Origin of the sequence: Granulimonas faecalis, from assembly GCF_022834715.1 — a bacterium.
Taxonomy (GTDB): domain Bacteria; phylum Actinomycetota; class Coriobacteriia; order Coriobacteriales; family Atopobiaceae; genus Granulimonas; species Granulimonas faecalis.
This window is the reverse complement of the sequence record NZ_BQKC01000001.1, coordinates 638248-663115: the sequence shown is the minus strand read 5'-3', so window position 1 is coordinate 663115 and position 24868 is coordinate 638248. Positions and strand designations below refer to the sequence as shown.

General features: G+C 70.6%; 25 protein-coding genes. 1 reads left to right on the top strand and 24 read right to left on the bottom strand.

The window, feature by feature from the left end; genetic code table 11:
* Positions 1-70 precede the first annotated feature (70 nt).
* From pepT to yedF, 15 genes are all read right to left on the bottom strand, one after another.
* Entirely contained in the window at positions 71-1330 is a 1260-nt protein-coding gene (gene pepT / locus OR600_RS03020) for a peptidase T (RefSeq protein ID WP_265590623.1), read from the bottom strand.
* A gap of 79 nt (positions 1331-1409) precedes the next feature.
* Complete coding sequence (locus OR600_RS03015) at positions 1410-2093, bottom strand: PspA/IM30 family protein (RefSeq protein ID WP_135978643.1); 684 nt, start codon at positions 2091-2093, stop codon at positions 1410-1412.
* Positions 2094-2115: 22 nt separating this feature from the next.
* Positions 2116-3306 carry a hypothetical protein gene (locus OR600_RS03010; RefSeq protein ID WP_265590622.1) on the bottom strand — a complete coding sequence of 397 codons (1191 nt, stop codon included), beginning with the start codon at positions 3304-3306 and terminating at the stop codon, positions 2116-2118.
* A 154-nt stretch (positions 3307-3460) separates the two neighbouring features.
* Positions 3461-4666, bottom strand: coding sequence for a glycosyltransferase family 4 protein (locus tag OR600_RS03005; RefSeq protein WP_135978644.1), 1206 nt, complete (start codon positions 4664-4666; stop codon positions 3461-3463).
* Between the two features lies 1 nt (position 4667).
* Positions 4668-5183, bottom strand: a complete 516-nt coding sequence (locus OR600_RS03000; protein ID WP_135978645.1) for a MogA/MoaB family molybdenum cofactor biosynthesis protein — start codon at positions 5181-5183, stop codon at positions 4668-4670.
* A gap of 115 nt (positions 5184-5298) precedes the next feature.
* Positions 5299-6330, bottom strand: a complete 1032-nt coding sequence (locus tag OR600_RS02995) for a molybdopterin-binding protein (RefSeq protein ID WP_135978646.1) — start codon at positions 6328-6330, stop codon at positions 5299-5301.
* A gap of 11 nt (positions 6331-6341) precedes the next feature.
* The gene (locus OR600_RS02990) at positions 6342-6788 is read right to left on the bottom strand and encodes an MOSC domain-containing protein (RefSeq protein WP_251173697.1); all 447 of its coding nucleotides are present in this window, start codon (positions 6786-6788) and stop codon (positions 6342-6344) included.
* Positions 6785-7264, bottom strand: coding sequence for a cyclic pyranopterin monophosphate synthase MoaC (gene moaC / locus OR600_RS02985; protein WP_135978648.1), 480 nt, complete (start codon positions 7262-7264; stop codon positions 6785-6787). The genes OR600_RS02990 and moaC overlap by 4 nt, the downstream gene beginning before the upstream one ends.
* 3 nt (positions 7265-7267) lie before the next feature.
* Complete coding sequence (gene moaA / locus OR600_RS02980; RefSeq protein ID WP_204406963.1) at positions 7268-8218, bottom strand: GTP 3',8-cyclase MoaA; 951 nt, start codon at positions 8216-8218, stop codon at positions 7268-7270.
* Positions 8211-9302 (bottom strand): sulfate/molybdate ABC transporter ATP-binding protein, encoded by a 1092-nt coding sequence (locus OR600_RS02975; RefSeq protein WP_204406964.1) that lies wholly within the window; start codon positions 9300-9302, stop codon positions 8211-8213. Before OR600_RS02975 ends, moaA begins: the two co-directional genes overlap by 8 nt.
* Position 9303: 1 nt before the next feature.
* Positions 9304-9975: a molybdate ABC transporter permease subunit gene (gene modB, locus OR600_RS02970; RefSeq protein ID WP_204406965.1), complete on the bottom strand. Its 672-nt coding sequence runs from the start codon at positions 9973-9975 to the stop codon at positions 9304-9306.
* A gap of 12 nt (positions 9976-9987) precedes the next feature.
* A complete protein-coding gene (modA, locus tag OR600_RS02965; protein WP_265590621.1) occupies positions 9988-10854 on the bottom strand; it encodes a molybdate ABC transporter substrate-binding protein in 867 nt (288 codons plus the stop codon).
* Between the two features lie 55 nt (positions 10855-10909).
* The gene (locus OR600_RS02960; RefSeq protein WP_204406967.1) at positions 10910-11917 is read right to left on the bottom strand and encodes an XdhC family protein; all 1008 of its coding nucleotides are present in this window, start codon (positions 11915-11917) and stop codon (positions 10910-10912) included.
* 2 nt (positions 11918-11919) lie between these two features.
* Positions 11920-12729 (bottom strand): selenium-dependent molybdenum cofactor biosynthesis protein YqeB, encoded by an 810-nt coding sequence (yqeB, locus tag OR600_RS02955; protein WP_204406968.1) that lies wholly within the window; start codon positions 12727-12729, stop codon positions 11920-11922.
* A 146-nt stretch (positions 12730-12875) separates the two neighbouring features.
* Positions 12876-13484 (bottom strand): sulfurtransferase-like selenium metabolism protein YedF, encoded by a 609-nt coding sequence (gene yedF / locus OR600_RS02950; protein ID WP_265590620.1) that lies wholly within the window; start codon positions 13482-13484, stop codon positions 12876-12878.
* A 114-nt stretch (positions 13485-13598) separates the two neighbouring features.
* Between yedF and yqeC the strand changes: the two genes are divergently transcribed.
* The gene (yqeC, locus tag OR600_RS02945; protein WP_265590619.1) at positions 13599-14282 is read left to right on the top strand and encodes a selenium cofactor biosynthesis protein YqeC; all 684 of its coding nucleotides are present in this window, start codon (positions 13599-13601) and stop codon (positions 14280-14282) included.
* A 198-nt stretch (positions 14283-14480) separates the two neighbouring features.
* On the opposite strand, the gene OR600_RS02940 is transcribed toward yqeC, so the two are convergent.
* The 9 genes from OR600_RS02940 to OR600_RS02900 all read right to left on the bottom strand — a co-directional run bounded on the left by OR600_RS02940 (position 14481) and on the right by OR600_RS02900 (position 24858).
* Positions 14481-14864, bottom strand: a complete 384-nt coding sequence (locus OR600_RS02940) for a Rid family detoxifying hydrolase (RefSeq protein WP_135978656.1) — start codon at positions 14862-14864, stop codon at positions 14481-14483.
* An 82-nt stretch (positions 14865-14946) separates the two neighbouring features.
* Positions 14947-16353 carry a dihydropyrimidinase gene (hydA, locus tag OR600_RS02935; RefSeq protein WP_265590617.1) on the bottom strand — a complete coding sequence of 469 codons (1407 nt, stop codon included), beginning with the start codon at positions 16351-16353 and terminating at the stop codon, positions 14947-14949.
* 17 nt (positions 16354-16370) lie between these two features.
* On the bottom strand, positions 16371-17294 hold the full coding sequence (locus OR600_RS02930) for an NTP transferase domain-containing protein (protein WP_204408206.1): 924 nt from the start codon (positions 17292-17294) through the stop codon (positions 16371-16373).
* Between the two features lie 114 nt (positions 17295-17408).
* Positions 17409-18605, bottom strand: coding sequence for a knotted carbamoyltransferase YgeW (gene ygeW / locus OR600_RS02925; protein WP_135978659.1), 1197 nt, complete (start codon positions 18603-18605; stop codon positions 17409-17411).
* A 64-nt stretch (positions 18606-18669) separates the two neighbouring features.
* Positions 18670-20058 (bottom strand): YgeY family selenium metabolism-linked hydrolase, encoded by a 1389-nt coding sequence (locus tag OR600_RS02920; protein ID WP_204407431.1) that lies wholly within the window; start codon positions 20056-20058, stop codon positions 18670-18672.
* 120 nt (positions 20059-20178) lie between these two features.
* Complete coding sequence (dpaL, locus tag OR600_RS02915) at positions 20179-21408, bottom strand: diaminopropionate ammonia-lyase (protein WP_204407432.1); 1230 nt, start codon at positions 21406-21408, stop codon at positions 20179-20181.
* Between the two features lie 291 nt (positions 21409-21699).
* Entirely contained in the window at positions 21700-22716 is a 1017-nt protein-coding gene (locus OR600_RS02910; RefSeq protein ID WP_135978660.1) for a BMP family protein, read from the bottom strand.
* Between the two features lie 79 nt (positions 22717-22795).
* Entirely contained in the window at positions 22796-23731 is a 936-nt protein-coding gene (locus OR600_RS02905) for an ABC transporter permease (protein ID WP_135978661.1), read from the bottom strand.
* On the bottom strand, positions 23731-24858 hold the full coding sequence (locus tag OR600_RS02900) for an ABC transporter permease (RefSeq protein WP_204407107.1): 1128 nt from the start codon (positions 24856-24858) through the stop codon (positions 23731-23733). Before OR600_RS02900 ends, OR600_RS02905 begins: the two co-directional genes overlap by 1 nt.
* Positions 24859-24868 lie beyond the last annotated feature (10 nt).

The window sequence follows — 24868 nt, the reverse complement described above, 5'->3', positions numbered from 1 at the left end:
GCGGAGACGCAGGGGGCCCCGCACCCCGGCCGGGGTGCGGGGCCTCCCCTGTCCCGGGACGGCGCTGGGGTCAGGCGAACGACGCCACGAGGGCCTGGAGGATGTCCACGGTGGCCTCGAGGGCGGGCACCGGCACGAACTCGCGCACGGAGTGGGCCAGGCGGCCGCCGGTGGCGAGGTTGGGGCATGGCAGGCCACGGAACGTGAGCTGGGCGCCGTCGGTGCCGCCGCGCGCGGGCACGCAGACCGGGGTCACGTCGCAGGCCTCCATGGCCGCCTTGGCGCGGTCCACGAGGAACTCGGCCCCGTCCAGACGCTCGGCCATGTTGCGGTACTCCCGCCTGACCGTGAGGCGCACGCGGCCCTCCCCGTGCAGCCTCCCGACATACGCGGCGGCCGCGGCCATGAGGTCGAGTCGTCCCTCGAAGGAGGCGGCGTCGAAGTCGCGCACGAGGTAGGAGGCGCGGCACTCGTCCACGGTGCCCGACACCCCGTGGCAGTGGAAGTAGCCCTCGTAGCCGGCGGTGTGCTCGGGGCGCCCGGCGGCCGGCAGCATCGCGTCGAACTCCTCGAACAGGCGGATGGCGTTGACCATGCGGTCCTTGGCGTCGCCGGGGTGCACACCCTCGCCGGTGAAGACGGCCTCCACCGAGGCGGCCGAGAAGCACTCGTAGTTGAGCTCGCCCAGGGCCTCGCCGTCCACGGTGTAGGCATAGGCCGCGCCGAAGGCATCGAGGTCGAGCAAGGCCGCGCCGTGGCCGATCTCCTCGTCGGGGACGAAGGCCACCGCGAGGGGCGGGTGCGGCAGGGACGGGTCGGCGAGGAGCCGGGCCACGAGGGCCATGACCTCGGCCACCCCGGCCTTGTCGTCCGCCGAGAGGAGCGTGGTGCCGTCGCTCGTGACCACGGCCTGCCCCGCCAGGGACGGCAGGTCGGGCACGGCCGCGGGGGTCACGGACACGTTGTCGGAGATGACGAGGTCGCCGCCCTCGTAGGTCACCACCTGCGGGCGCACGCCGCGGTTGGGGGCGTCGTGGGCCGTGTCGATGTGCGCGACGAACCCGAGGGTCTGACGGTCCGCGGCGCCCGGCGACGCCGGCACCCTGGCGGTCACGTAGGCGTGGTCGTCCACGGTCACGTCGTCGGCGCCAAGGGCGCGGAGCTCGTCGGCGAGCAGGGCCGCCATGGCGTGCTCCGACGGATCGCTCGGTACCCGCTCCTCGTGGTCGGGGTCGCTGGGCGAGTCCACCTGCACGTAGCGCAGGAAGCGGCGCAGCACGTCGCTCGTGTCGGGGCTCGCCATGACCGTCTCGGCATCCAGGGCCTTCATCGTGTGTCTTCCCTTCTCCATGGGAGGGGGCCCGACGGCCGGCCGCCGGGCCCCCTCCGCGTCTCTCCCGGACCCCGTCCTAGTCGAGGCCCATCTCCTTCTTCATAGCCGCGAGCTCGTCGTCCACCGCGGCGGACGCGCCGGCAGCGGCGTACTTGGCCTCCAGGGAGGCGACGGAGTCCTCGGGCTCGGCGTTGAGCTCCTCCATGGCGTTGGAGCGGTCGAGCATCTCATCGGCCTTGGCCTCCATGCGCTCGAAGGCGGCCATGGCGCCCTCGGCGCGGTCGGCGCCGCCGGTCATGCGGCCCACCTTGTCCTGGGTCTTGGCGACGGCGGCCTTGGCCTTGATGACGTCGCGGCGGCCCTTGAGGGTGTTGATGTCGTTCACGAGCTTGTCGTGCATCTGGCGCATCTTCTGTGCGTTCTCGTGGGCGGCGTCGTAGGCGGCGATGAGGCCGGCGTTCTTGGCCACGAGCTCCTGCTTCTTGGCCAGGAACGTGCGGGCGTCGCCCTCCTCGCCGGCGGCGAGGGCGCGGCGGGCGAGGCCGTCGTACTTGTCGATGTCGGCCTGGTTGGCGTCGACCAGCCGCTTGCAGCGGGCCTCCTCGGCCATGACGCCGGCGGTGGCCCCCTTGACCTCGGCGAGGCTCTCGGTGAGGTCGCGGAGGTACTGGTCGACCATCTTGGCGGGGTCCTCCGCCTTGTCGAGCAGGTCGTTCACGTTGGCCTTGATGATGGAGGTGAAACGGTCGAGGATGCCCATGGCGCCCCCTTTCCCGACCCGCCTAGCGGGTCGTCTCGTCGTCGGAACCCGACGCCTTGTCCGCGTACTTCTTCTCGAGGTCGGCGAGGTCCTGGTCGCCAAAGGTCTCAAGGGGCTTGTTGAGCATCTCGTCGAGGTGCCGGTCGCGCTCCTTTTGGCGGGCACGGCGCCGCCGCCAGAGCATGTACCCGCCCGCGCCCACGATGCACACACCGAGGCCGCCGGCGAGCATGAGCCCGGAGCGCCGGCCCTCGGCGGGGTCGGCCATGATCTGGACCGCCGTGCGCTCGAAGGCCTGGGAGAAGATCTGCTCCTCGGAAAGCGAGCGGTCGCCGTAGGCGCGGTCGAGCTCCTTGGCGAGAATGCGGCAGGCCTCGTCGTCCATGACGGAGCGGGCGGCCGAACCCACGGAGTAGCCGCAGTTGTAGCCGCCGGAGCCGTTGTCGCAGAACACGAGGACGAAGTGGCCCTCGTCGGAGAAGCTCTCGTCGTAGACCTGCTCGGCCATCTCCGTCAGCCGGCCCGTGGACGCGGTGGTGCCGTTGGGCAGGATCACGAGGTAGGGACGCACGCCGGTAAGGCGCCAGAACTCCTCCATGCCGCCCTCGAGCTGGGACGTGTTGTGGACCCAGTCGCCGTCCCGGTCGGTGTAGAGGGGCGTGACCTCAGCCGTGCCCTGGGGCAGCGCTGTGCGCTCGTGAGTGGACGACGCCTGGGGGTACGCGCCCGACGGGCCCGAGCACGACGACGGCGTGCAGCCGAACGACGTGGCGAGGGCGAGGACGAGGAGCACAGCGCAGACGGCGATGAAGACGGTCCCGCAGCCGCAACCGCCCGACGACGCCGGGGCGCCGGCTTGGCCGGCGGGGGATACGGGGGCGCCCGGGGCGCCTCCCTGGCCCTGCGGTGCCGCGGGGGCGGGGGCCTGCCGCGCCGTCGTGCGGCGACCGGACCCGCCCAGGGAGCTGCCGATCATGCCGCCGAGCATGCCTCCCCAGAAGCTGCCGGATGACCCGCCGCGGTAGCGCCGCGGCCCCATGGGGCCCATCGGACCCAACGGACCCATCGGGCCGAAGCCCATGGGCGGGCGGCCGCCGCCCGAGGAGCTGCGCCCGCCGGAGCGCGACCCCCCGGAGAACCCGCCGGACGCCCGGCCACCGCCGGAGAAGCCGCCTCCCCCGCCACCAGACGCGCCGCCGCCGGACCTACCCATAGGGACCTCCCCCTCGATCGGTTGCTAGGTGGAAGTGTACCCGAGCCGGACCCGGTGCAGCCGGGGCCCGGGTGCGGAGGGCGGGGCGGGGGCCGGCGCCCCAGGGCCATGAATTATCGAAAAGGGCGCGTGACAGGTGGGTCAGGCACCGGTGTCACATCGCCGCGCCGGAGGCGGCGAGCACCCGGTCGAGCACCGCGTCCCAGGAGAGGGCCGTGGCGTCGAGCGACGGCTCCGGGTCCGCGAGGGACGCCGCGAGCTGCCCGGCCAGCCGCGCCTCGAAGGCGGGGAGCTCGTCGGGGCGGGGCTTGTCGACGTCGGTGACCGTGGGCGGCGCCACCCAGCGCACGGGGGCGTCGGGCAGGCCGGCCGCGAGCCAGGGGCGCACGCCCGGCAGGTCCGTGAGCACCGCCTTGCAGCCGCAGGCCAGGGCCTCCACGGCCACGAGGGGCAGGCCCTCGAAGAACGACGGCAGCACGAAGGTGTCGGCCGCGCGGTACTCCGCCGCGAGACTCGCCGGGTCCAGGCGCCCGAGGAACTCCACGGGGGTGGAGAGCCCCTCCGCGGTCGCGCGGATGGCGTCGCACTCCGCCTGGGCGCTCCCCCACCCGCCGGCCAGGCGCAGCCGCGACGGCCCCCGGCCCTCGCGCTCCAGGCACGAGACGGCGGCTAGCAGGGACGGCACGCCCTTGGCCCGGCAGACCTTCCCCACAAAGAGGAGGGAGCCGGGGTCGCGGGGGACGGCCGGGTCGGGATGGAAGACCTGCGGGTCGTAGCCCACGCCCACCACCGTGACGGCTCCGGGGTCGATGGAGAAGACGTCGGCGATCTCCTCGACCTGCGCGTCGTGGAGGGCGCAGACGCCGTCGAGGGCGCGGACGGCGGGGACGATCCTGTCGCGCCCGAGGCCGTGCTGACGGAGCTGCCGAAGGTCCGTGGAGTGGCTCACGGCCACCACGGGGATGCCGTCCACGACCTCTCGCACGACGGAGGTGGCGAGGTAGAGGTGGTGGCAGACCACGACGTCGGGGCGGAGCCCCGCCACGGCCCGGCGCACCGTCCGGGAGAACGCACGCACGAAGGCCTCCTCCATCGCCGGCGTGAGGTCGCGGTAGCGCGTGGCCGGGTAGGGCATCACGTCGCTCATGCCGCACACGTGGAACGGGAGCTCCCCGGTGCAGAAGCGCACGGGGTAGACCGCGGCGCCGGCGGGAACGGCGTCCAGGGGGTCGCCGTCGTCGATGCCGCAGACCACCGCGGCCTCGTGGCCGGCGGCAAGCTCGCTGCGCACGAGGGCCGAGAGGTACGTGCCGCTGCCGGTGGAGTCGGGCTTCTGTGCCGACACGTTGAGGATGCGCATGCTAGGCCCCCGCCGCGCAGTCGGCCGTGCCGCCGCGGAGCATGGCGAGCCCGTGGGAGACGGCGCCCACCACGGCGGAGAGGTTCTCCACGGCCGCCCGCGGGCTGCCCGGCACGTTGACGATGAGGGTGCGGCCGCAGATGCCGCTCACCTCGCGCGAAAGGCAGCCGTGGGGCGTCTTGGCCAGGGACACCGCGCGCATGGCCTCGGGGATGCCGGGGCACAGGCGCTCCGCCACCTGGAGCGTGGCCTCGGGCGTGAGGTCGCGGGGCGAGAAGCCCGTGCCGCCGGTGGTCACCACGAGGGCGACGTCGCGCGCCACGTAGCCGCGGAGCGCGGCCGCCACCGGCTCCACGCCGTCGGGGACGATGGCGCGGTCCACCACGGAGAAGCCGTTCTCGGCGAGGAGGTCGGCGACCGCGGGGCCGCTGCCGTCGGGGCGCTCGCCGCGGGAGCCGCGGTCCGACACGGTGAGGACGGCGGCGGTGAACGGTGCGTCGGGGCAGGCGTGGGGCATGGCGTTCCTCTCGGGGCGTCGGGGGCGGGCGGTGTCGCGGGTCGCAGGTCGCGAGGTGGGACAGAAGTGCCCGACCATTGGGACAGAAGTGTCCGGGTGGCGGGACAGGCGGGGGTCAGCGGCCGAAGGGACAGTGGGGATAGGTGCACGGCTTGCAGCGCAGGCAGAGGCCGCCCTCCCCCATGGACACGAAGTCCTCACGGGTCAGGGGCACGCGGGCCGCGATGCGCGGCAGCACGAGGTCGAAGATCGTGGAGTCGGCGTACATGACGCAGCCGGGGAGTCCCACCACGGGGGTGCCGTCGTCGAAGTACGCCAGGCACATCATGGCGCCCGGGAGCACCGGGGCGCCGTAGGTGACGACCTCGGCCCCGCTGCGGCGGATGGCGCCCGGGGTGTTGTCGTCGGGGTCCACCGACATGCCACCGGTGCACACCACGATGTCCACGCCGGAGGCCTTGGCGTCGAGGATGGCGGCCATGACGTCGTCCATGTCGTCGCCGGGCGTCGACACCGAGACGGTCTCGATGCCGAACGCCGCGAGCTTGCCCTCCACCACGGGCGTGAAGCGGTCCTCGATGAGCCCGGAGGCCACCTCGGAGCCGGTGGCCACGACGGCGGCTGTCCGGAGCGTGAAGGGGAGCACCTCGAGGAGGGACTCGCCCGCGGCGGCCGCCTCGGCCTCGTCGAGCACCGAGGAGGCCACGGCGAGCGGGATCACGCGGGTGCCGGCCACGGCGTCGCCCTCCGACACGGCGAAGCCGCCGCGGCGGGTGGCCACCATGACGTCGGGCACGGAGTTCACGGCCATGAGGCGCGCGGAGTTCACGAGCAGCACGCCGTCGCGGGCGGCGGAGAGGCCGATCTTGCCCTCGCTGGGGTCGCCGTCGCGGGAGACGCCGGGGCCCATGCAGAGGGCGGCCAGGCGCTCGGCGGCGTCGTTCTCGTGGAGCATGCCCGGCTCCATCTCCCAGACGTAGAGGAACCGCTTGCCCATGGAGAGCAGGACGGGGACGTCCTCCTCGGCCACCACGTGGCCCTTGCGGAACCGGGGGCCCTTGTAGCGCTCCGGCCCCTCGGGGACGATCTGGGTCATATCGTGCACGAGGACGTGGCCGACGGCCTCCTCGGTCGGGATCTTCTTCATGGCTCTACCCCTTAGATCTGGATGACGGAGACGGCGTCGCCCGGGCGCACGGTGCCGGGGCGCACCACGACGGCGAAGATGCCGTCGGTGGGCATGACGCACATGCCCACGGTGCGACGGATCTCGCAGTCGTTGTGGCAGGTCTTGCCGATCTGGGTGACGGCCAGGACGGCGTCGCCCACCTCGAGCAGGGTGCCCACGGGCAGCTCGTAGAGGGCGATGCCCCGGGTGAGGATGTTCTCGGCGAAGTCGCCGGCGGACAGCTCGAACCCGCGGCCGCGCATGCGGTCCACGGACTCGTCGGGAAGCAGGCTCACCTGGCGGTGCCAGGCGCCCGCGTGGGCGTCGCCCTCCACGCCGGAGCCCACGACGAGCCCGATGGACTCCTGGGGGCGCTTGCGCGTGCCCTTCTCGGTGCTGATGCTCGTGGCCGCCACGGTGCCCCTGACGTCGCTCATCGTCCGTCCTCCCTCACGAAGTGCCCGCTCTTCCCGCCGTCCTTCTCGAGGAGGCGAACGTCTGCTATGACCATGTCTCGCTGGTGCGCCTTGCACATGTCGTAGATGGTGAGCCCCGCCACGGACGCCGCGCAGAGCGCCTCCATCTCCACGCCGGTCTCGCCCCGGCAGGTGCACACCACCTCGACGGCGACGCCGTCCTCCTCGAGCGAAAAGGAGATGTCCACTCCCGTGAGCGCCACCTGGTGGCACATGGGCACGAGCTCCCAGCAGTGCTTGGCGGCCTGGATGCCGGCCACCTGGGCCACGGCGAGCACGTCGCCTTTCTTGGTACCGCCGGTGCGCACGAGCTCCAGGGTCGACGGCGCCATGAGCACCTTGCCCGCGGCGCGGGCGCGGCGCAGGGTGGCGTCCTTGGCAGAGACGTCCACCATGCGGGCGCGCCCCTGCCGGTTCACGTGGGTCAGGTCGTTCAAGGTTCAACCTCCAATGGCGTTCATGGCCCGGGCGCTCTGGCTGGCGTGGTCGGCGTCCATGGCGTGGCGCTCGGGCTTGCGGTGGATCTCGTCGGCGATGACGCGCACGAGGGCGTCGGGGGCCAGGCCCCGGAGCGGCACCTCGCGCCCGGAGTGCAGGCAGGCCTTGAGCATGCCGTCGGCCGTGACCCGGATGCGGTTGCACCCGGAGCAGAACCGGTGGCTCATGGGCCTGATGAGGCCCACGGTGCCGCGCCAGCCCGGGGCCGAGAAGGTCTCGCTCACGCCGTCCGCACCCACGGGGGCGAGATCTGGGAGCTCCTCGAGCACGCGCTCCGCGGGGACGAACGAGGCCCTCGGCCACGACGCCGCCTCGCCGATGGGCATGAGCTCGATGAAGCGCACCGAGGCGACGGCACCGTCCCTGGCGAGGCCCGCCAGGGGGCGGATGTCGGCCTCGTTGACGCCGCCCATGAGCACGGCGTTGACCTTGACGGGGCCGAGGCCCGCCTCCCGCGCCGCGGCCAGGCCGGCGAGGGCGTCGTCGAGGCTCCCCGTGCGGGTGATGGCGCGGTAGCGGTCCGGGTCCAGGGAGTCGAGGCTCACGTTCACACGGTCGAGGCCGGCATCGGCCAGGGCGCGGGCCTTGGGCGCGAGCAGCGTGGCGTTGGTGGTCATGGCCACCTCCTCGATGCCCGGCACCGAGCGCACCATGGCCACGAGGCGCTCCACGCCCAGGCGGGCCAGCGGCTCGCCGCCGGTGATGCGCACCTTCGTGACGCCGAGCCTCGCGCAGGCGGCGACCACGACGGCCATCTCCTCGAGGCCCATGACGTCGGAATGGCAGACCTTCTCCACACCGGCGGCCGGCATGCAGTAGCGGCAGCGGCAGTTGCATCGGTCGGTCACCGAGAGACGCAGGTAGGTGATGGAGCGACCGGTCTCGTCAAGCATGGGCACCTCCCTGGAAGCGGACACGGCGGTCCGCGAGCGGCATGACGTGCTCGGGGGCGATGTGCAGCGTGAGCCGGTCCGGGTCGCCCAGGGCCGCCCAGGCGTCCTTGTCCAGCTCGTAGCGAATCTTCCCGGGCCCCCGGGTGGAGAGCATCACGATGGTGGAGAACGTGCTGTCGATCACGCGGTCCACGGTGCATGGGATGGGATTCTCGCTCCCCTCCACGGAGAAGTAGTGGGCGCGCAGCCCCACGTAGTCGGTGGCCGGCCCGGCCTCCCCCGCGCACGCGAGCGTGACGCCCCAGTCGTCGCAGGCCACCTCGTGGGACCCCGTGGCGCGGGCGGCCGAGATGTTCTTGCAACCGGAGATGACGGCCGCCGCCCGGGTGCCGGGCTCCTCGAAGAAGCGCTTGGTGGGCACCGCCGGGTCCGACACGCCGCGGTCGACGGCGCACACCTGGTCGCAGAGGCGGTAGACCTCGTCGCGGTCGTGGCTCACGTAGACGGTGCCGCCGGGAAAGCCCCGGAGGGTGTCGGCCAACGCCATCTCGAGGGTCCAGCGCAGGTGGCCGTCCAGGGCCGAGAACGGCTCGTCGAGCAGCACGAGGGCAGGCTCGCTCGCAAGCATGCGGGCGAGGGCCACGCGCTGCTGCTGGCCGCCGGAGAGCTGGGAGGGCCTGCGGTCCTCGAGGCCCGAGAGCTCCATGGCCGCGAGCTGCGCCTCGGCCGCCTCGCGGCGCCGGCGGCGGGCGGCGGCGCCCCTGAGGCCGGGCACCGGCACGGCGCACATGACGTTCTGGAGCACCGTCATCGTGGGGAAGAGCGCGTAGTTCTGGAAGAGGTAGCCCACGCGGCGATCCTGGGGCGGGAGGTCGACGCCGGCCTCGGAGTCGAAGAGCGTGCGGCCGTCGAGCACGATGCGGCCGTCGTCGGGGTGCACGGTGCCGGCGATGCAGCCGAGCGTGAGCGACTTGCCGCAGCCCGAGGGGCCGAGCAGCGCGAGCACGCCGTCGCCCTCCAGGGAGAACTCCACGTCGAGCCTGAACGACCCGAGGTCCTTCCTCACCGACACGTCGAGGGCCATGTCACGCCGCCTTCCGGGCGCGGGCGCGCCGCTCGAACATGTTCATGGCCATGAGCACCACGGCCGAGATGGCCAGGTTGACGAGCACCCAGCTGAGGGCACCGGCGTCGTCGCCGGTGCGCCACAGCTGGTAGACCGTGGTGGAGATGGTGGCCGTCTGGTTGGGGATGTAGCCGGCCACCATGGAGGTGGCGCCGTACTCGCCCAGCGCGCGGGCGAAGGCGAGCACGGCCCCGGCCACGATGCCGGGGGCGCAGGCGGGCAGCTTCACGCGCCAGAACACCCACGCGTCGGACTTGCCCAGCGTGCGCCCGGCCTGGGCCAGCCGCTCGTCGAATCCCTCGAAGGCGCCGCGGGCCGTGCGGTACATGAGCGGGAAGCTCACCACCATGGTGGCGAAGACCGCCGAGTACCACGTCATGACCAGCCTGAGGTCGAAGGTGGAGAGGAGCCACCCGCCCAGGGGCCGCCTGGGCCCCAGGACGAGCAGGAGCAGGTAGCCCACCACCGTGGGCGGCAGGACGAGCGGCAGGGTGAGCACCACGTCCAGGACCCCCTTGAGCCACCGCGGGGCGCGGGCCACGAGGTCCGCGAGCCCGATGCCCAGGAAGAAGACCGCCACCGTGGCGATGGCGGCGATCCTCAGCGAGTTGAGGAGGGGGAAGAGGTCCATGGCGCGTCCTCCCTACCCCGCGAGCGGGGTGAAGCCCACGGCCTCGAACTCCGCGGAGGCCTTGGGGCCGCGGCAGAACTCGAGGAACCTCTCGGCGTCGTCCGGGTGCGCGGCGCCCTTGATGGCGGCGGCGGGGTAGACCACCTTGCCGCACATCTCCTCGGTGGCCTCGGCCACGGAGTCGAGGCCGGCGGAGTAGGCGTCGGTGGCGTAGACGATGCCGCAGCCCACGGCGGCCTCGCTCACCTGCGTGGTGACCTCCTTGACGTTGGAGCCGTAGGTGATGCGGCCGGCGTCGGCGAGCCGCCTCTCGTCGAGCTCGAGGTAGGCGAGGATCTTCTGGGTGTACTGGCCCACGGGAACGTCCTCGTTGCCCATGGCGAGCACGACGTCGCCGGAGGCGAGCTTCCGGGCCATGGCCTCGAAGGAGTCGATGGCGGCGGGGTTGCCGTCGGACACCACGAGCACGACCTTGTTCTCGAGGAGGTCGAGGCGGGTGCCGGGCTCCACGAGGTCGAGGTTCTCGGTGTTGGCCTCGTTGCCGGCCTCGAGCTGGTTCATCTGCTTCTGGGCGGCCGAGATGAACACGTCGCAGGAGGCGCCCTCCTGGATCTGGGTCTTGAGGGTGCCCGAGGAGTCGAAGTTGAAGCTGGGCTGCGAGGGGTTCTCCTCGGCGAAGAGCTCGCCGATCCTGGCGAGCGACTCGGTGAGGGAGGCGGCGGCGAAGACCACGAGTTCCTTCTCAGCGTCGTCGGCCGTGCCCTGACCGGCGTCGGACGCGGCGTCGTCGGCCTCGTCCTGGGACCGCCCGCAGCCGGCGATGGTGCCGGCTGCGACGGCGGCGGAGGCGCAGAAGGCGCGACGGGTGACTGGCTTCATGGATGGGTCCTTTCTATGGGAACCACGGCCCCTGCGGCACAGGTTGGGAACCTGGCTACGGGCGGTGGTGGGGGCCGCCGGCGCGGTGGCGCACCATCTCGGCGCACACCGACACGGCGATCTCGGCGGGAGTGACCGCGCCGATGTCGTCGCCGATGGGCAGGTGCAGGGCGGCCACCTCGGGCGCCGGGATGCCGGCGGAGAGGAGCTCCTCGTCGAACAGGCGGCGCTTGGAGCGGCTGCCGATGCACCCCACGTAGGTGGGGTGGCGGCCCATGGCGGCCTTGAGCACGTCGAGGTCGGCCACATGGCCGTGGGTCATGACCACCACGTAGTCGCGCGGGCCGATGGGGAGGCCCCGGGCCACCTCCACGAAGTCGCCGCAGCGCACGGCGCGGGCCTCGGGAAACCGGTCGGGGACGGCGAGGGCCGGGCGGTCGTCGGCCACCTCGCAGGTGAAGCCCACGGCCGAGAGCGCGGGCACGAGGGCGGCAGAGACGTGGCCGGCGCCGAAGACGTAGACCACGGGGTCAGCAACGGGGCGCTCCACGTAGGTGCGGGCCTCAGGGTACCAGAGGGTGTCGTTGGCCCCCGGGGACACCGGGCCCGGGACGTCCGGCGCCCCGTCGCGCACCGCGAGCGCGGCCGGGCCCTCCTCGGGCCACGCGGCCTCGAGCCAGTGGCCCGCGCCCGCGTCGAGGGCGTCGAGCAGGCGGTCGAGGAACACGGCGTCGGCCGGCACCAGCCGGTGGATGCCCACGAGGGCGTCGCCGCCGCAGGCCATGGCGGTCATAGCGTGGGTGTACCAGGTGAGGTCGTCGGCGGGGCCGGTGCCGTCGGCCGCCGCGAGGCAGCGCTCCTGCACCATGGCCTCTACCTTGCCGCCGCCCACGGTGCCGATGAAGCCGTCGCCCACGTAGGCCATGGCCGCAGACGCCTCCCGGGGCATGGAGCCGCGGCACGACAGCACCACGGCCACCACCGTGGGGCGGCCCTGGACGAAGGAGCGGGCGACGGCCCCCACGAAGCGGGGGTCGCGCAGGGTGTCGGTGAGGTCAGCCACGGTCACTCCCCTCCCTTGGGTCGGCGGGGGCGGGCGCGGAAGTGGTCCAGGGCCTCCAGGACGCCGCCGGCGACGGACCGGGCCTTGTCGGAGACCGAGAAGCAGTTGGACACCTCGCAGCGCGGGTCGATGTCGCCGGCCTTCATGCCGCGGAAGACGGTCAGGCCGTCCTGGAGCAGGCCGCGGAGCACGCCGTCGATGGTGGCCTCCATGGGCACGCCATCCACCGTGGCCACCACGTCGCCGGCGGCCACCACGTCGCCGATGGACGCCACGCCGCTGAAGACGCCGTCGGCCGGGGCGCGGAGCACCCGCTCCACGGTGTAGCCGCCGATGTTCCCGGGGATGCCGGTGTTGGGGGCCGGGGTGCCGCGATAGTAGACGCGGCCGAGGTCGTGGCCGCGCTGGGTCTCCACCGCAGCATCGACGTCGTCGGGGGCCGTGAATCCGGGGCCCACGCCCACGACGATGGGGGCCATGGAGAGGTCGGTGCCGAGGTTGCGCTTGGCGAGGATGGCGTCCACGACGGCGTCGGGGGCGAGCGCGGGGATGGAGCGGCCGTCGGGATCCACCATCACGGCCACGTTGCCGGCGGCCACCGCGGCCGCCACCTCGTCGGGGCCTGCCACGGCCACGCCGCGCACGTCCTCCACGAGGGTCTCGCCCAGCCGCACCGCCTCGGAGAAGCACACCGTGCGCCTCACCGACGTGGGCTCCGCGATATCGAGCATGGCCACCTGCCAGCCGGCCCGGTGAAGGCGCACGGCGATGCCGGAGGCGAGGTCGCCGGCACCACGCACACAGACGAGCATGGGACTTCCCTTCCCCGTTGTTCTCAAGAGCAGATAACGATGACAGGGCCTGTGCCCTGTCCCCTAGGGCCTTTGCCACTTCAGGCCGCTGGAAAACAGGGCACCGCGAATCTTCCGGTAAACGAAAGGACCTTGACGGGAGTGCCTTAAACGGTAACCACGCCCGGCTGGGCGGACAGGATCTGGGCGATCTCGTAGAGGTTGGTCACGCCGCCCACGGCGAGCTTCTCGCGAAGGTGGTGGAAGTCGAGGCAGGTACCGCAGGTGAGGATCCTGCAGCCGCGCTCCTCGAGGGTGCGGATGTCCTCCACGGTGTCGCTCCCCTCGCAGGTGAGCCGGGCGCCGTCGTTGAAGAACAGGCAGCAGGAGGGCACCTGGTCCTGCTGGGAGAGGGCGTAGATGAGGCCCTTCACGAGAATGTGGCCGAGCTCGGGGTCGCCTTGGCCCATGGAGGAGGACCCGAAGGCGAAGACCGAGGGCACCGTGGCCGGCAGGTCGCAGATGGCGGCGGTCTCCTCCTCGGCGGAGGCGACCTCGACGGCGCCCTCGGGCACGAGTGTCATGACGGTGTGGTCGTCGGCCTCGGTCACCGTGAGGGCGCACCCCTTCTCGGAAGCGAGGCGGGTGAGGTTGCCCAGAGCGGTCTCGTCGTCCACGAGCACCTCGAGGGCCTCCCCGGCGGGAAGCTCCTTGAGGGCCTGAAGGGTCATGATGACGGGCTTGGGGCAGGTGATGCCGCGGGCGTCGATCTGCATGTCGCTCTCCTAACGGCTGGAGGTTTCGTTGTCTCAATGAGAACATATCGCAAGGGGGTGGTGTGGACGCCCCCCCCTGTCGGGAACCTACCAGACTCCATGTGGGGCAACCAGATGAATATTCTTGACTTCCTTCGAACGGCACCGGGCGTCACGCCGGTGGTGGGGAGCGGCGGCAAGTCGTCGCTCCTCGCCCATCTCGCCCGGACGCTCCCCGGCACGGCGGTGCTCGCCACGACCACGCGCGTGCTGCCCTTCGACGGCATGCCGTGCCTGGGCGACGCCTCGCCCGACGAGGTGGCCCGGGCCCTCCAGCGCCACCGGGCGGTGTGCGTGGGCGCGCCGGCTGAGCGCGACAAGCTCGCGGAGCCCTCCTGCGGCGTCGCCGCGCTGGCGTCGGCGGCCGATTACGTGCTCGTGGAGGCCGACGGCTCCAAGCGGCTGCCGCTCAAGGCCCACGCCCCCCGGGAGCCCGTGGTGCCGGAGGGGGCGCGGCCGACGGTGCTCATGATGGGCGCCTCCGGGTTCGGCCGCGCGGTGGCCGAGGCCGTGCACCGCCCCAACACCTTCTGCGGCCTGGTGGGCGGCTCCCCGCTCGACGAGGCCACGCCGGAGCTTGTGGCCCGCGCCGTGGTCGCCGAGGGGCTTGCGGGCACCGTCCTCGTGAACCAGGTTGATCCGGGCGACGGCGCCGCCATGGCTGTGGCCGAGCGGTTCGCGGCGGCCCTGCGGGAGGCCGGCTTCTCCGGCCGCGTGGGAGCGGGGTCCGTGCGGGCCGACCACGTGCGGGAGCTCTAGGCTACCCGCCAGGCGTCCCACCACCCGGACACTTCTGTCCCAATGGCCGGGCACTTCTGTCCCAGAAGGCCGAATCCCGGCCGGAGCGATCGGGCGGAGGCCCCGGGGAGCCGGCTGCACGCCGCTCCCCGGGGCCTCCGGGATTTCATAGATTATGAAATATGCGAAGTGACAGATGGGCCAGGCACCGCTGTCACGCTAGACGCGGGCCACGGCCTTGATCTCGACCTTGGCGCCCTTGGGCAGGGCCACCACCTGAAAGGCGGCGCGGGCCGGGAAGGGCTCGGAGAAGAACTCGGCATAGACCTCGTTCATGGCGCCGAACTCGGCGATGTCGGTGAGCAGCACGGTGGTCTCCACGACGTCGGCCATGGAGGCGCCGGCCTCGGCGAGGATGTTCTTGACGTTGGTGAGGCTCTGACGGGTCTGGCTGGCGATGTCGTCGCCGGCGAACTCGCCGGTGGCCGGGTCGATGGGCAGCTGGCCCGAGACGTTGATCGAGAGACCCTCGGCGGCCACGGCCTGGCTGTAGGGGCCGATGGCGGCGGGGGCGTTGACGGTGGTGACGGCGCGGTTGTTCATGGGTTCTCCTATCGTTGTCTCCCCCGCCGGCTGGCGGGGCGGATGACCGGGACGGAAAGCGGCCTCATCGGCCGCGGGGACCTTACGGGACCTCGGGGCCGTCGTCGACGCGACGCGGCTCGCAGCCGGCGTGGCGCGGCACGTAGCGGCCGGGCTTGGCGCCGGTGGGCTCGCCGTTCTCGGCAGCGAGCTCGCCGTTGACGAACACGTACCGGGGCATGCCCCGGGCCTCGAAGCCCTCGTAGGGGGTGTAGTCCACGGCCTGGTGCTGGTTCTTGACCGAGATGGTCCAGGCCACGGAGGGGTCCCACACGCAGACGTCGGCGTCCGAGCCGGCGGCCAGCCGGCCCTTCTCGGGATACATGCCGAACACGCGGGCGGGGTTCTCGCTCATGAGCCGGCAGAAGTCCTCGGGACCCAGCTCGTCGGCAAAGAGGGTTTGGATGAGGGCGGGCCGGTGCTCCACACCGGGACCGCCGTTGGGGATCTTGCGGAAGTCGCCGACGCCGCGGTCCTTCTGGCCGAAGAGGTTGAAGGAGCAGTGATCGGTGGCCAGGGTGTCGATGGAGCCGTCCACCAGGGCGTCCTGCAGCACGGAGCGGTCGTGGGGCTTGCGGGGCGGCGGGCTCATGACGTACTTGGCGCCCTGGAAGTCGGGCTCGAGGAAACACGTGTCGTCGAGGATGAGGTACTGCGGGCACGACTCCACGCACACGTCCACGCCGCGGGCCTTGGCGGCCTCGACGGCCTCGAGGCCCAGGGCCGTGGAGAGGTGCACCACGTTGACGCGGGCGCCGGAGAGCTCGGCGAGGTACATGAGGCGCGAGATCGCCTCGGCCTCGCAGATGGCCGGTCGGCTCATGGGATGGCCCTCGGGGCCGGTGACGCCGGCGTCGAAGACGCGCCGCTGGAGGCTGTCCACGAGGTCGCCGTTCTCGCAGTGGACGCAGAGGATGCCGCCCCCGGGCCTTATCGTCTCCAGGACGTCGAGCATCTGGTCGTCGGGGAGGCGCAGGTGGTCGTAGGCGAAGTACGTCTTGAACGAGGTCACGCCGGCGTCGAACATGGCCGGGATGTCGGCCTTGGTCTCGTTGTTCCACTCGGCGATGGCCATGTGGAAGCCGTAGTTGGCCGTGCACGTGCCGTCGGCGCGGCGGTGCCACTCAGCCAGGGCGTCGGGCATGGTGGTGCCGCGGTCCTGGGTGGCGTAGTCCACGATGGTGGTGGTGCCGCCGCAGGCCGCCGCACGGGTGCCGGTCTCGAAGGAGTCGGCGGTCCAGTCCATGCCGGTCCAGCACTGCATGTGGGTGTGGGCGTCGATGAAACCGGGATAGACGTAGCAGCCCGACGCGTCGTAGACCTCGTCGAAGCCGTCGCGCGAGGCCACGCCGCCGGGGACGACGTCGGCGATGGAGCCGCCGTCCAGGACGAGGTCGCCCCGCACGGGCCCGGCGGGGGTGACGAGGATGCCGTCGGCGATGAGTTTCATGGTGTGCTTGTCCTCCTTCACTGGCAGGAGCCGAGGCGCCGGAGCTCCTCGGGCGTGTCGACGTCGGCGACGGACTCCGGCCCCAGGGCCTCCACGGTCACCACGCGCGCGGCGACGTCGGGCCTGGAGGCGATGAGCGCGGCGCCCCCGCGGTCCCCCTCGACGCCGGCCAGGGCACCGAACAGGTCGCGCGGCCAGAGCACGGGGTTGCCGGGCTCGCCGCGGGACGCGAGCCGGACGACAGCGCCGGGGTTGGCCTGGTGGCAGGCAACGAGGGCGAAGACGTCCCCGGGCGCGAGCCGGGGCTGGTCGCCGCAGACGAAGAGGCAGCCGGCCGCGTCGCCCACGGCGGAGAGGCCGGCCCTCACGGAGTCGGAGATGTCGGGGCCGTTGGGGGCCACACAGGTGAGGCCCAGGCCCTCGGCGAGGTCCGCGACGGGCCCAGAGGCCGCCGCGACCACGGTGTCGAGGAGCCCCTCGGGCAGCGCTGCGAGCGTGTGCGCAAGCACCGGCCGGCCGTCGAGGTCGGCGAGGAGCTTCTGGGAGCCGAACCGCTCCGAGCGGCCGTTGGCGAGCACCACACAGGCGCACCGGGGCATGCCGAAGAGCCCCTCGAAGCACGAGGCGAACGCGGCGTCCGCGGCATCGGAGCAGGCGGCCTCGAAGGCGCGGTAGCGCGCGAGGAGGTCGGCGCCCCGGGGCGTAAGCTCCGACGAGCCGCCGTCGGCGCCGCCGATGCGGCGGGCCAGCAGCGGGAAGCCACAGGCCTGCTCGGCGTTCTTGACCACGCGGTTGGCCTTGGAGTAGCTCATGCCCATCTCGCGCGCCACGGCGGAGAGGCTCCCGAGGCGGTCGACGCCCTCCAGGAGCCGGCAGGGCCCCGGCCCGAAGAACCGGGCACCGTCCCCGTCCACCAGCGACGCATGTACCGAAGGCCTCATCCCTCTCCCTCCCCCGGAAGATCCGACCCATACAGACCGGGCCGGGCACGATCGGTCGCGCCCGGCCCGGTGGAAGCTATGTACCCTCAGGCCCCACGGGCGTGTGGGTCCAGCTTACTTCTCCTGGAAGAGACGGGGCTTGTCGGCGGCGTCGAGGGCGCGCAGGGTGGCCTGCGGGTCCTTGCACTTGGCCAGGAAGATCATGGCCGCGATGGCGTACGGCTTGTAGCTGGCCTCCTTGTACATGCCCACGCGGTGCGCCTCGAAGACGTCGTTGGTGACCTCGCCGTGCTCGCAGGAGACACCCTCGATGTCGGCGGGCAGCGGGTGCATGTAGATGGCGTTGTTGGTGGTGGCCATGAGCTCGGGGGTGGTCACCCAGTCCATGTGCTGCTTGTTCTGCTCGAGGAGCTTCTGCTCGAGGGCATCGATGCCGTCGAAGTCGCCGGCGGCGTAGAGCTTGGTGCGCTCCTCCATGCCCACGAACGGAGCCCAGCTCTTGGGGATCACGATGTCGGCGCCCTTGAAAGCCTCGGCCATGTCGTTGGTCTTGGTGAAGGTGCCGCCGGACTCCTGGGCGTTCTTGCGGGCCACGTCCTCGACCTCGGGCATGACGTCGTAGCCCTCGGGGTGGGCCAGGACGACGTCCATGCCGAAGCGGGTCATGAGGCCGATGATGGCCTGGGGCACGGAGAGGGGCTTGGCGTAGCTGGGCGAGTAGGCCCAGGACATGGCGATCTTCTTGCCCTTGAGGTTCTCGACGCCGCCGAACTGGTCGGCGATGTAGAGGAGGTCGGCCATGGACTGCGTGGGGTGGTCGATGTCGCACTGGAGGGAGACGAGCGTCGGCTTCTGGTTGAGGATGCCGTCCTTGTAGGACTCGTCGACCGAGGCGATGACCTCCTTCTGGTACTTGTGGCCCTCGCCGATGTACATGTCGTCGCGGACGCCGATGACGTCGGCCATGAAGGAGACCATGGTGGCCGTCTCGCGCACGGTCTCGCCGTGGGCGATCTGGGACTTCTTCTCGTCGAGGTCCTGGACGGTCAGGCCGAGCATGTTGCAGGCGCTCGCGAAGGAGAAGCGGGTGCGGGTGGAGTTGTCACGGAAGATGGAGATGCCGAGGCCCGAGTCGAAGATGCGCGGGCTGATGTTGCGCTCGCGGAGGTTGCGCAGGGCGTTGGCGACGGCGATGACGGCCTCGAGGTCGTCCTTGGACTTGTCCCAGGTGAGCAGGAAGTCGTTCTCGTACATGTCCGAGAAGTCGAGGGTGTCGAGCTTGTCGATGAGCTTCTGAAGCTGAGCGTCCATGGGTGCCTTTCTTCGTGGTCGATGGGGCGGCGGGGCCGCAGGGCCCCGCCGCAGGGAACCGGGTTTACTCGCCGTCGTTGTCGGTGCCGAGGTTGTCGGCGCGGAACTCGGTGGCGGACTCGCAGACGGCGTCGCCGTCGTAGAGGTTGACGGAGGCCACGTAGAGGGCGGCGGCGGCCACGAGGTCGTCCTTGTAGGTGACCTCGTTGGGGGCGTGGGCCTGGGACTCGGCGCCGGGGCCGTAGCCCACGCAGGGGATGCCGTAGCGGCCCTGGATGGCCACGCAGTTAGTGGAGAAGGTCCACTTGTCCACGAGGGGGCGGTGACGCAGGTCCATGGCGCAGTCGGGTCCCTGGCGCTCGTCGCCGAAGAGGGCCTTGTGGGCCTCCACCATGGCGGCCACGTGGGGCGCGGACTCCTTGTTGATCCACGTGGGGAAGTAGGCCTCGGTCTCGTAGACCTCGCCCGTCCAGCTGGGACGGTCGTAGTTGTACATGGAGACCTGGACGTCGTCGCCGTACTTCTTCACCGCGGGGAGGTCGCGGATCTCCTGGAGGCAGCTCTCCCAGGTCTCGCCGGCGGTCATACGGCGGTCGATGGAGATGGAGCAGGAGTCGGCCACGGCGCAGCGCGAGGGCGAGGTGTAGAAGATCTGGGAGACGGTGCAGGTGCCGCGGCCCAGGAAGCGGGCGTCCTCGAAGTGCTCGGGGTTGTACTTGGGGTCGAGCATCTTCACGAGGCCGCGGATCTCGGTGGACTCGTCGCAACCGTTGTTGTTGAGGTCGCGGACGTCGGCGATGATGTCGGCCATCTTGTAGATGGCGTTGTCGCCGCGCTCGGGGGCGGAGCCGTGGCAGGAGACGCCCTTGACGTCCACGCGGATCTCCATACGGCCGCGGTGGCCGCGGTAGATGCCGCCGTCGGTGGGCTCGGTGGAGATGACGAACTCGGGCTTGATGCCGTCCTTGTTGTAGATGTACTGCCAGCACATGCCGTCGCAGTCCTCTTCCTGGACGGTGCCGACGACCATGATCTTGTAGCCCTCGGGGATGAGGCCGAGATCCTTCATGATCTTGGCGGCGTAGGTGGCGGAGCAGACGCCGCCCTCCTGGTCGGAGCCGCCGCGGCCGTAGATGACGTCGTCGGTCTCATAGCCCTCGTAGGGGTCGGCGTTCCAGTTGTCGATATTGCCGATGCCCACGGTGTCGATGTGGCCGTCGAGGGCGATGATCTTGTCGCCGTCGCCCATGAAGCCCATGACGTTGCCGAGTCCGTCGACCTTGACCTCGTCGAAGCCGAGCTTCTCCATCTCGGCCTTGATGACAGCGACGACCTCGCCCTCCTCGCAGCTCTCGCTGGGCTTGGAGATCATGGCACGCAGGAAGGCGGTCATCTGGGGGCGGTACGCCTCGGCCGCGTCCTTGATCTTCTGGTAGTCGAGCTCTTTGTTCACTGCAGTTCCTCCTCGCTATGGGACCGGTGCCTGTGCGGGCCTCCTCGCGTCTGGGAGGGTCGAAGGGGGGTGGCTGGACCCGGCCCGCAGCCGGCCCGGCCACACTCTGGCGATGGATGTCTACCGCTCGATGTCCTCGGTCGGGTAGGCGCCGCCCCAGACCACCTCGCGGTAGCGGACGGGGTCGGTGTCGCCCTCGGTGGAGAAGAGCAGCACGCGGGAGCTGCCGTCGAGGCCCAGGGCCTCCTTGAGGTCGGCGTAGTCGGGGTCCTCCATGATGGTGGAGACCACGCCCATGCCCACGGCGCCGGACTCGCCGGACGTGACGGCCGGGTCGCCGGCCAGGGGCGCGGCGAGCATGCGCATGCCCTTGGCGCTCACCCAGTCGGGGCAGCTGACGAAGGCGGTGACGTGGTTGCGCAGGATGTCCCAGCCGATGGTGTTGGGCTCGCCGCAGGCAAGGCCGGCCATGATGGTCTCAAGGTCCCCGCCCACGATGCGCGGCTCGCCGTCGGCGGCCTTGGCGCTCTGGTACAGGCAGTCGGCGGCGCCGGCCTCCATGACCACGAACGTGGGCGGGCAGCCGGGGAACAGGTTGGCGAAGTAGCCCACGACGGAGCTGGCGAGCGAGCCCACGCCGGCCTGGACGAACACGTGGGTGGGACGGTTGACCTCGAGGGCGCGGAGCTGCTCGGCGGCCTCGGAGCTCATGGTGCCGTAGCCCTGCATGATCCAGGAGGGAATCTCCTCGTAGCCGTCCCAGGCGGTGTCCTGGACGATGACGCCGTGCTCGGTCTCGTCGGCCTCCTTGGCGGCCAGGCGCACGCAGTCGTCGTAGTTGAGCTCCTCGATGGTGACCTCGGCACCCTCCTTGGCGATGTTCTCGAGGCGGGTCTGCGTGGAGCCCTTGGGCATGTGCACGACGGCCTTCTGGCCGAGACGGTTGGCGGCCCAGGCCACGCCGCGGCCGTGGTTGCCGTCGGTGGCGGTGAAGAAGGTGGCCTGACCGAAGTCCTTCTGCAGGTCGTCTCCGGTGAGGTAGTCGAAGGTGGTGTCGGCGATGTCGCGGCCGGTCTGCTGCGCGATGTAGCGGGCCATGGCGAAGGAGCCGCCGAGGACCTTGAAGGCGTTGAGGCCGAAGCGGTAGCTCTCGTCCTTGACGTAGAGGCCGCCGAGGCCGAGGCGCCCGGCCATGGCATCGAGGTCGGCGAGGGGGGTCACCGAGTACTGCGGGAAGCCCTGGTGAAAGGCACGGGCTGCGGCCACGTTCTCCAGGGACATGACGGGAAGGTTGGAGTCCTCGCTCTTGGGGCACTTGTTGAGGACCCATTTCATCTCTGGCAGCTGCATGGACGTTCCCTTCCCTGCGACATTGACCACACGTTCAATTTGGGAGCCAAACTTTTTGTTTGGACACCTCAACTATAGTCTGTTCATGGGGGGTTGCAAGGCTCATCCCCCAGAGTCCCCCCAATCGACGCCGTTTACCGGTGGACGGTTGTTCAGGGGCCGTGAGCGGGTATTTTCGCTCCTCCCTCTCCTCGTCGGCTCCATAGGGGAAGGCCCCGGGCAGACGCGCTCGCTCCGGGGCCTTCTCGGACCTGACCAAGGGGTTGTTCGGGGACGGTTGGAGGTTTTGCGTTAGAACTTGCCGTCCTTGAGCTGGGCCACGTACTCCTCGAACTTGGCCTTGGTGTCGGCGTCGACGATCTTGTCGGACACGGCGCCGGCGTAGACGCCGCCGTTGGACAGGTCGCCCTTGATGGTCTTCTTGCCGAAGGAGCCGCTCTCCACGTCGTCCATCACCTCGTTGGTCATCTTCACGTTGTCGGTGACCACGGAGACCAGGATGAGCTCGGGGTCGGTGTCGGTGATGTCGCCGGGCTGGCCGATGTCGAAGTGGCCGGCACCGGCCTCCTTGAGGGCCTCGCGGGCGCCGGTGTCGACGATGGAGGCGTCACCGAACATGACGTCGACGTTGTTGGAGTTGATCATGGTGGTGGCCAGCTCCTTGCCCTTGGCGGCGTCGGAGAAGCTGTTGGAGTAGGCGGTGGTCACCTTGATGTCGGGGTTGATCTTCTGGGCGGCCTCGGTGTAGCCCTTGATCTTGTTGAGGGTGGTGTCGAGCTCCATGGCGCCGATGAAGCCGATGTTGTTGGTCTTGGAGGTCAGGCCCGCCATGATGCCGGCGATCTGGCCGATCTGCACGGTGTCGGGCATGGTGCACTCGATGTTGTCGTAGTCGCTCACCTCGTCGTTGAAGATGCAGAACTTGGCGTCGGGGTTGGACTTGGCGCAGTCCTCCACGGAGGCGGTGTACTGGTTGCCCGGGGCGATGACCAGGTCGTAGCCCTGGTCGACGTAGTCCTGCATGGTGGTGGTCCAGTCGGCTTGGGCGACGTTCTCGGTATAGGCGGTCTCCCAACCGTGGTCCTTGGCAGCCTGGACCATGGCGTCGTAGCAGGAGGCGCCCCAGCCGCCGTCATTCACGGGGCCGTCGAGGATCATGGCGACCTTCTTGCCGGAGCCGCCGCCCTCGGTGCCCGAGTCGCCGGAACCCGAGTCGCCGGAACCGCCGCAGGCGCTGAGGCCGGCCACGCAGACCACGGCGAGCAGGCCGCACATGAACAGCCCGAGCCACTTCTTGACGTTCTTCATAGACACACCTTTCTCTGCGCGCCCCTCTTGTGCGAGGCGCTCTCCTGGGCCCTGGGACCAGGGCCCCTTGGGACCTGGGTCAGCGTTCCTCTCGGAAGTAGGGCTTTCCGTTGGCCTTTGGCCCGCCCTTCTGGGCGTTGAAGAAGAACAGGGCGACGATGGTGAACACATAGGGGATCATGGCGAAGAACTGGTACGGGACCACAGGGGCGGACACCTGCAGGGCGATCTGCACGGCGTCGAAGAAGCCGAAGAGCAGCGTGGCGCCGAGGATGCCCACCGAGCTCCAGCGGCCGAAGATCACGGCCGCGAGGGCGATGAAGCCGCGGCCTGCCACCACGCCGGTGGCATAGGTGCTCGTGTAGCAGAGGGTGAGGAAGGCGCCGCCGATGCCGGCGAGGGCGCCGCAGACCACCGAGGCGAGGTACTTGGTCCTGATGGCGTCGATGCCCAGGGTCTCGGCCGCCTGGGGGTTCTCGCCCACGGAGCGGAAGTTGAGGCCGCCACGGGTGCGGGCGAAGTAGAACCAGCAGAGGGGCACGGCGATGTAGGCCAGATAGGCGAGGATCGTCTGGTTGAACAGGATGTCGCCCACGAACGGGATGGCCGAGAGGCCGGGGACGGCCAGCTTGTCCATGGTGGTGCCCTGGACGAGGGTGGACCCGTCGCCGAAGATGACCTTGTAGGCGAAGGTGGCTATGCCGGGCGCGAGGATGTTGATGGCCATGCCGGTCACCGTCTGGTCCACGCGCAGCGAGACGGTGCAGAAGGCGTAGACCATGTTCACGGCTATGCCGGCCACCGCGCCGCACAGGACACCGAGCCAGAGGTTGCCGGTCTGGTAGCCCACCACGAAGCCGGTGAAGGCGCCGATGGTCATGAGGCCGTCGAGGCCGATGTTCACGAGGCCGGCGCGCTCCGAGAAGAGCTCGCCCAGGGCCACGAAGAGCAGCGGTACCGTCATGCGGATGGTCGTGGCCAGCACGTCGGGCATGGAGCTGAGGAAGGCTTCCATTACTCGCTCACCTCCACTTTCTGGTCACCGGCGGCCGGGGGCACGAGGCCCTCCTGATCCATGGGGCGACGGTTGAGCAGGTTCTTGAAGGTGGGGAGCTTCATGAGGGCCATGCCGGACACCGCGAAGATGATGATGAGGGCGCGGATGATGTCGAGGATGGCGGACGGGACCATGATGCCCACCTGCATGGAGGAGGCGCCGGTGGTGAGCATGCCGAAGAACAGGGCTACCACCATGGAGCCGATCGGGTTGAGCTGGGCGATGAGCGCGATGGCCACGCCCGAGAACCCGAAGCCCGAGCCGAAGCCCGTCATGAGGCGGTACTGGCGCCCGAGGAGGTCGACGGAGCCGCCGAAGCCGGCGATGGCGCCCGAGATCACGAACGAGAGGAGCACGAGGCGCTTGACGGGGAAGCCCGCGACCCGCGCGGCGGTGGGGTTGATGCCCACGGCGCGGATCTTGAAACCGAAGCTCGTCTTGTAGATGACGTACCAGACCACGACCGCCATGAGGATGGCGATGATGACGCCGAAGTGCATGCGGTCGACGCGGATGAGGTTCACGCTGTCGGCCACGGCGGGCGTCTGGAGGTTGCCGGAGTCGGGGTCGTGGAACGGACCCGAGTAGATGTAGTTCATGAACAACGTGGCCACGTAGTTGAGCATGATCGTGGTGATGAGTTCGTTGAGGCCGCGGGTGATCTTCATGACGCCGGGCAGGAGGCCCCAGACGCCGCCGGCGACGATGCCCACGAGGATGCCGAGCAGGACGCCGGGCACACCCTGGGCGCCCGTGACCTGCAGCACCATCATGGTCACCGTGGCGCCCATGATGAACTGGCCCTCGCCGCCGAGGTTGAAGACGCCGCACTTGTAAGCGAACGCCACGGCGAGCGACGTGAAGATGAGCGGGCACGCGCTCATGAGCGACTGGGCCACGCGCCCGGGGTTGCCAAGGGCGCCGGAGAAGAGCAGGGCGTAGCCCTCCACGGGGTTCTTGCCGAGGCACAGGATGACGATCGCGCCCACCACGAAGGCCAGGAGGATGGCCACGACGGGGATGACGATGCCGAGGGCCTTGTCGCGGTAGCGCTTGCCGAACTTGGTGAATCTGAATCTACTCACTGCCTCTCAC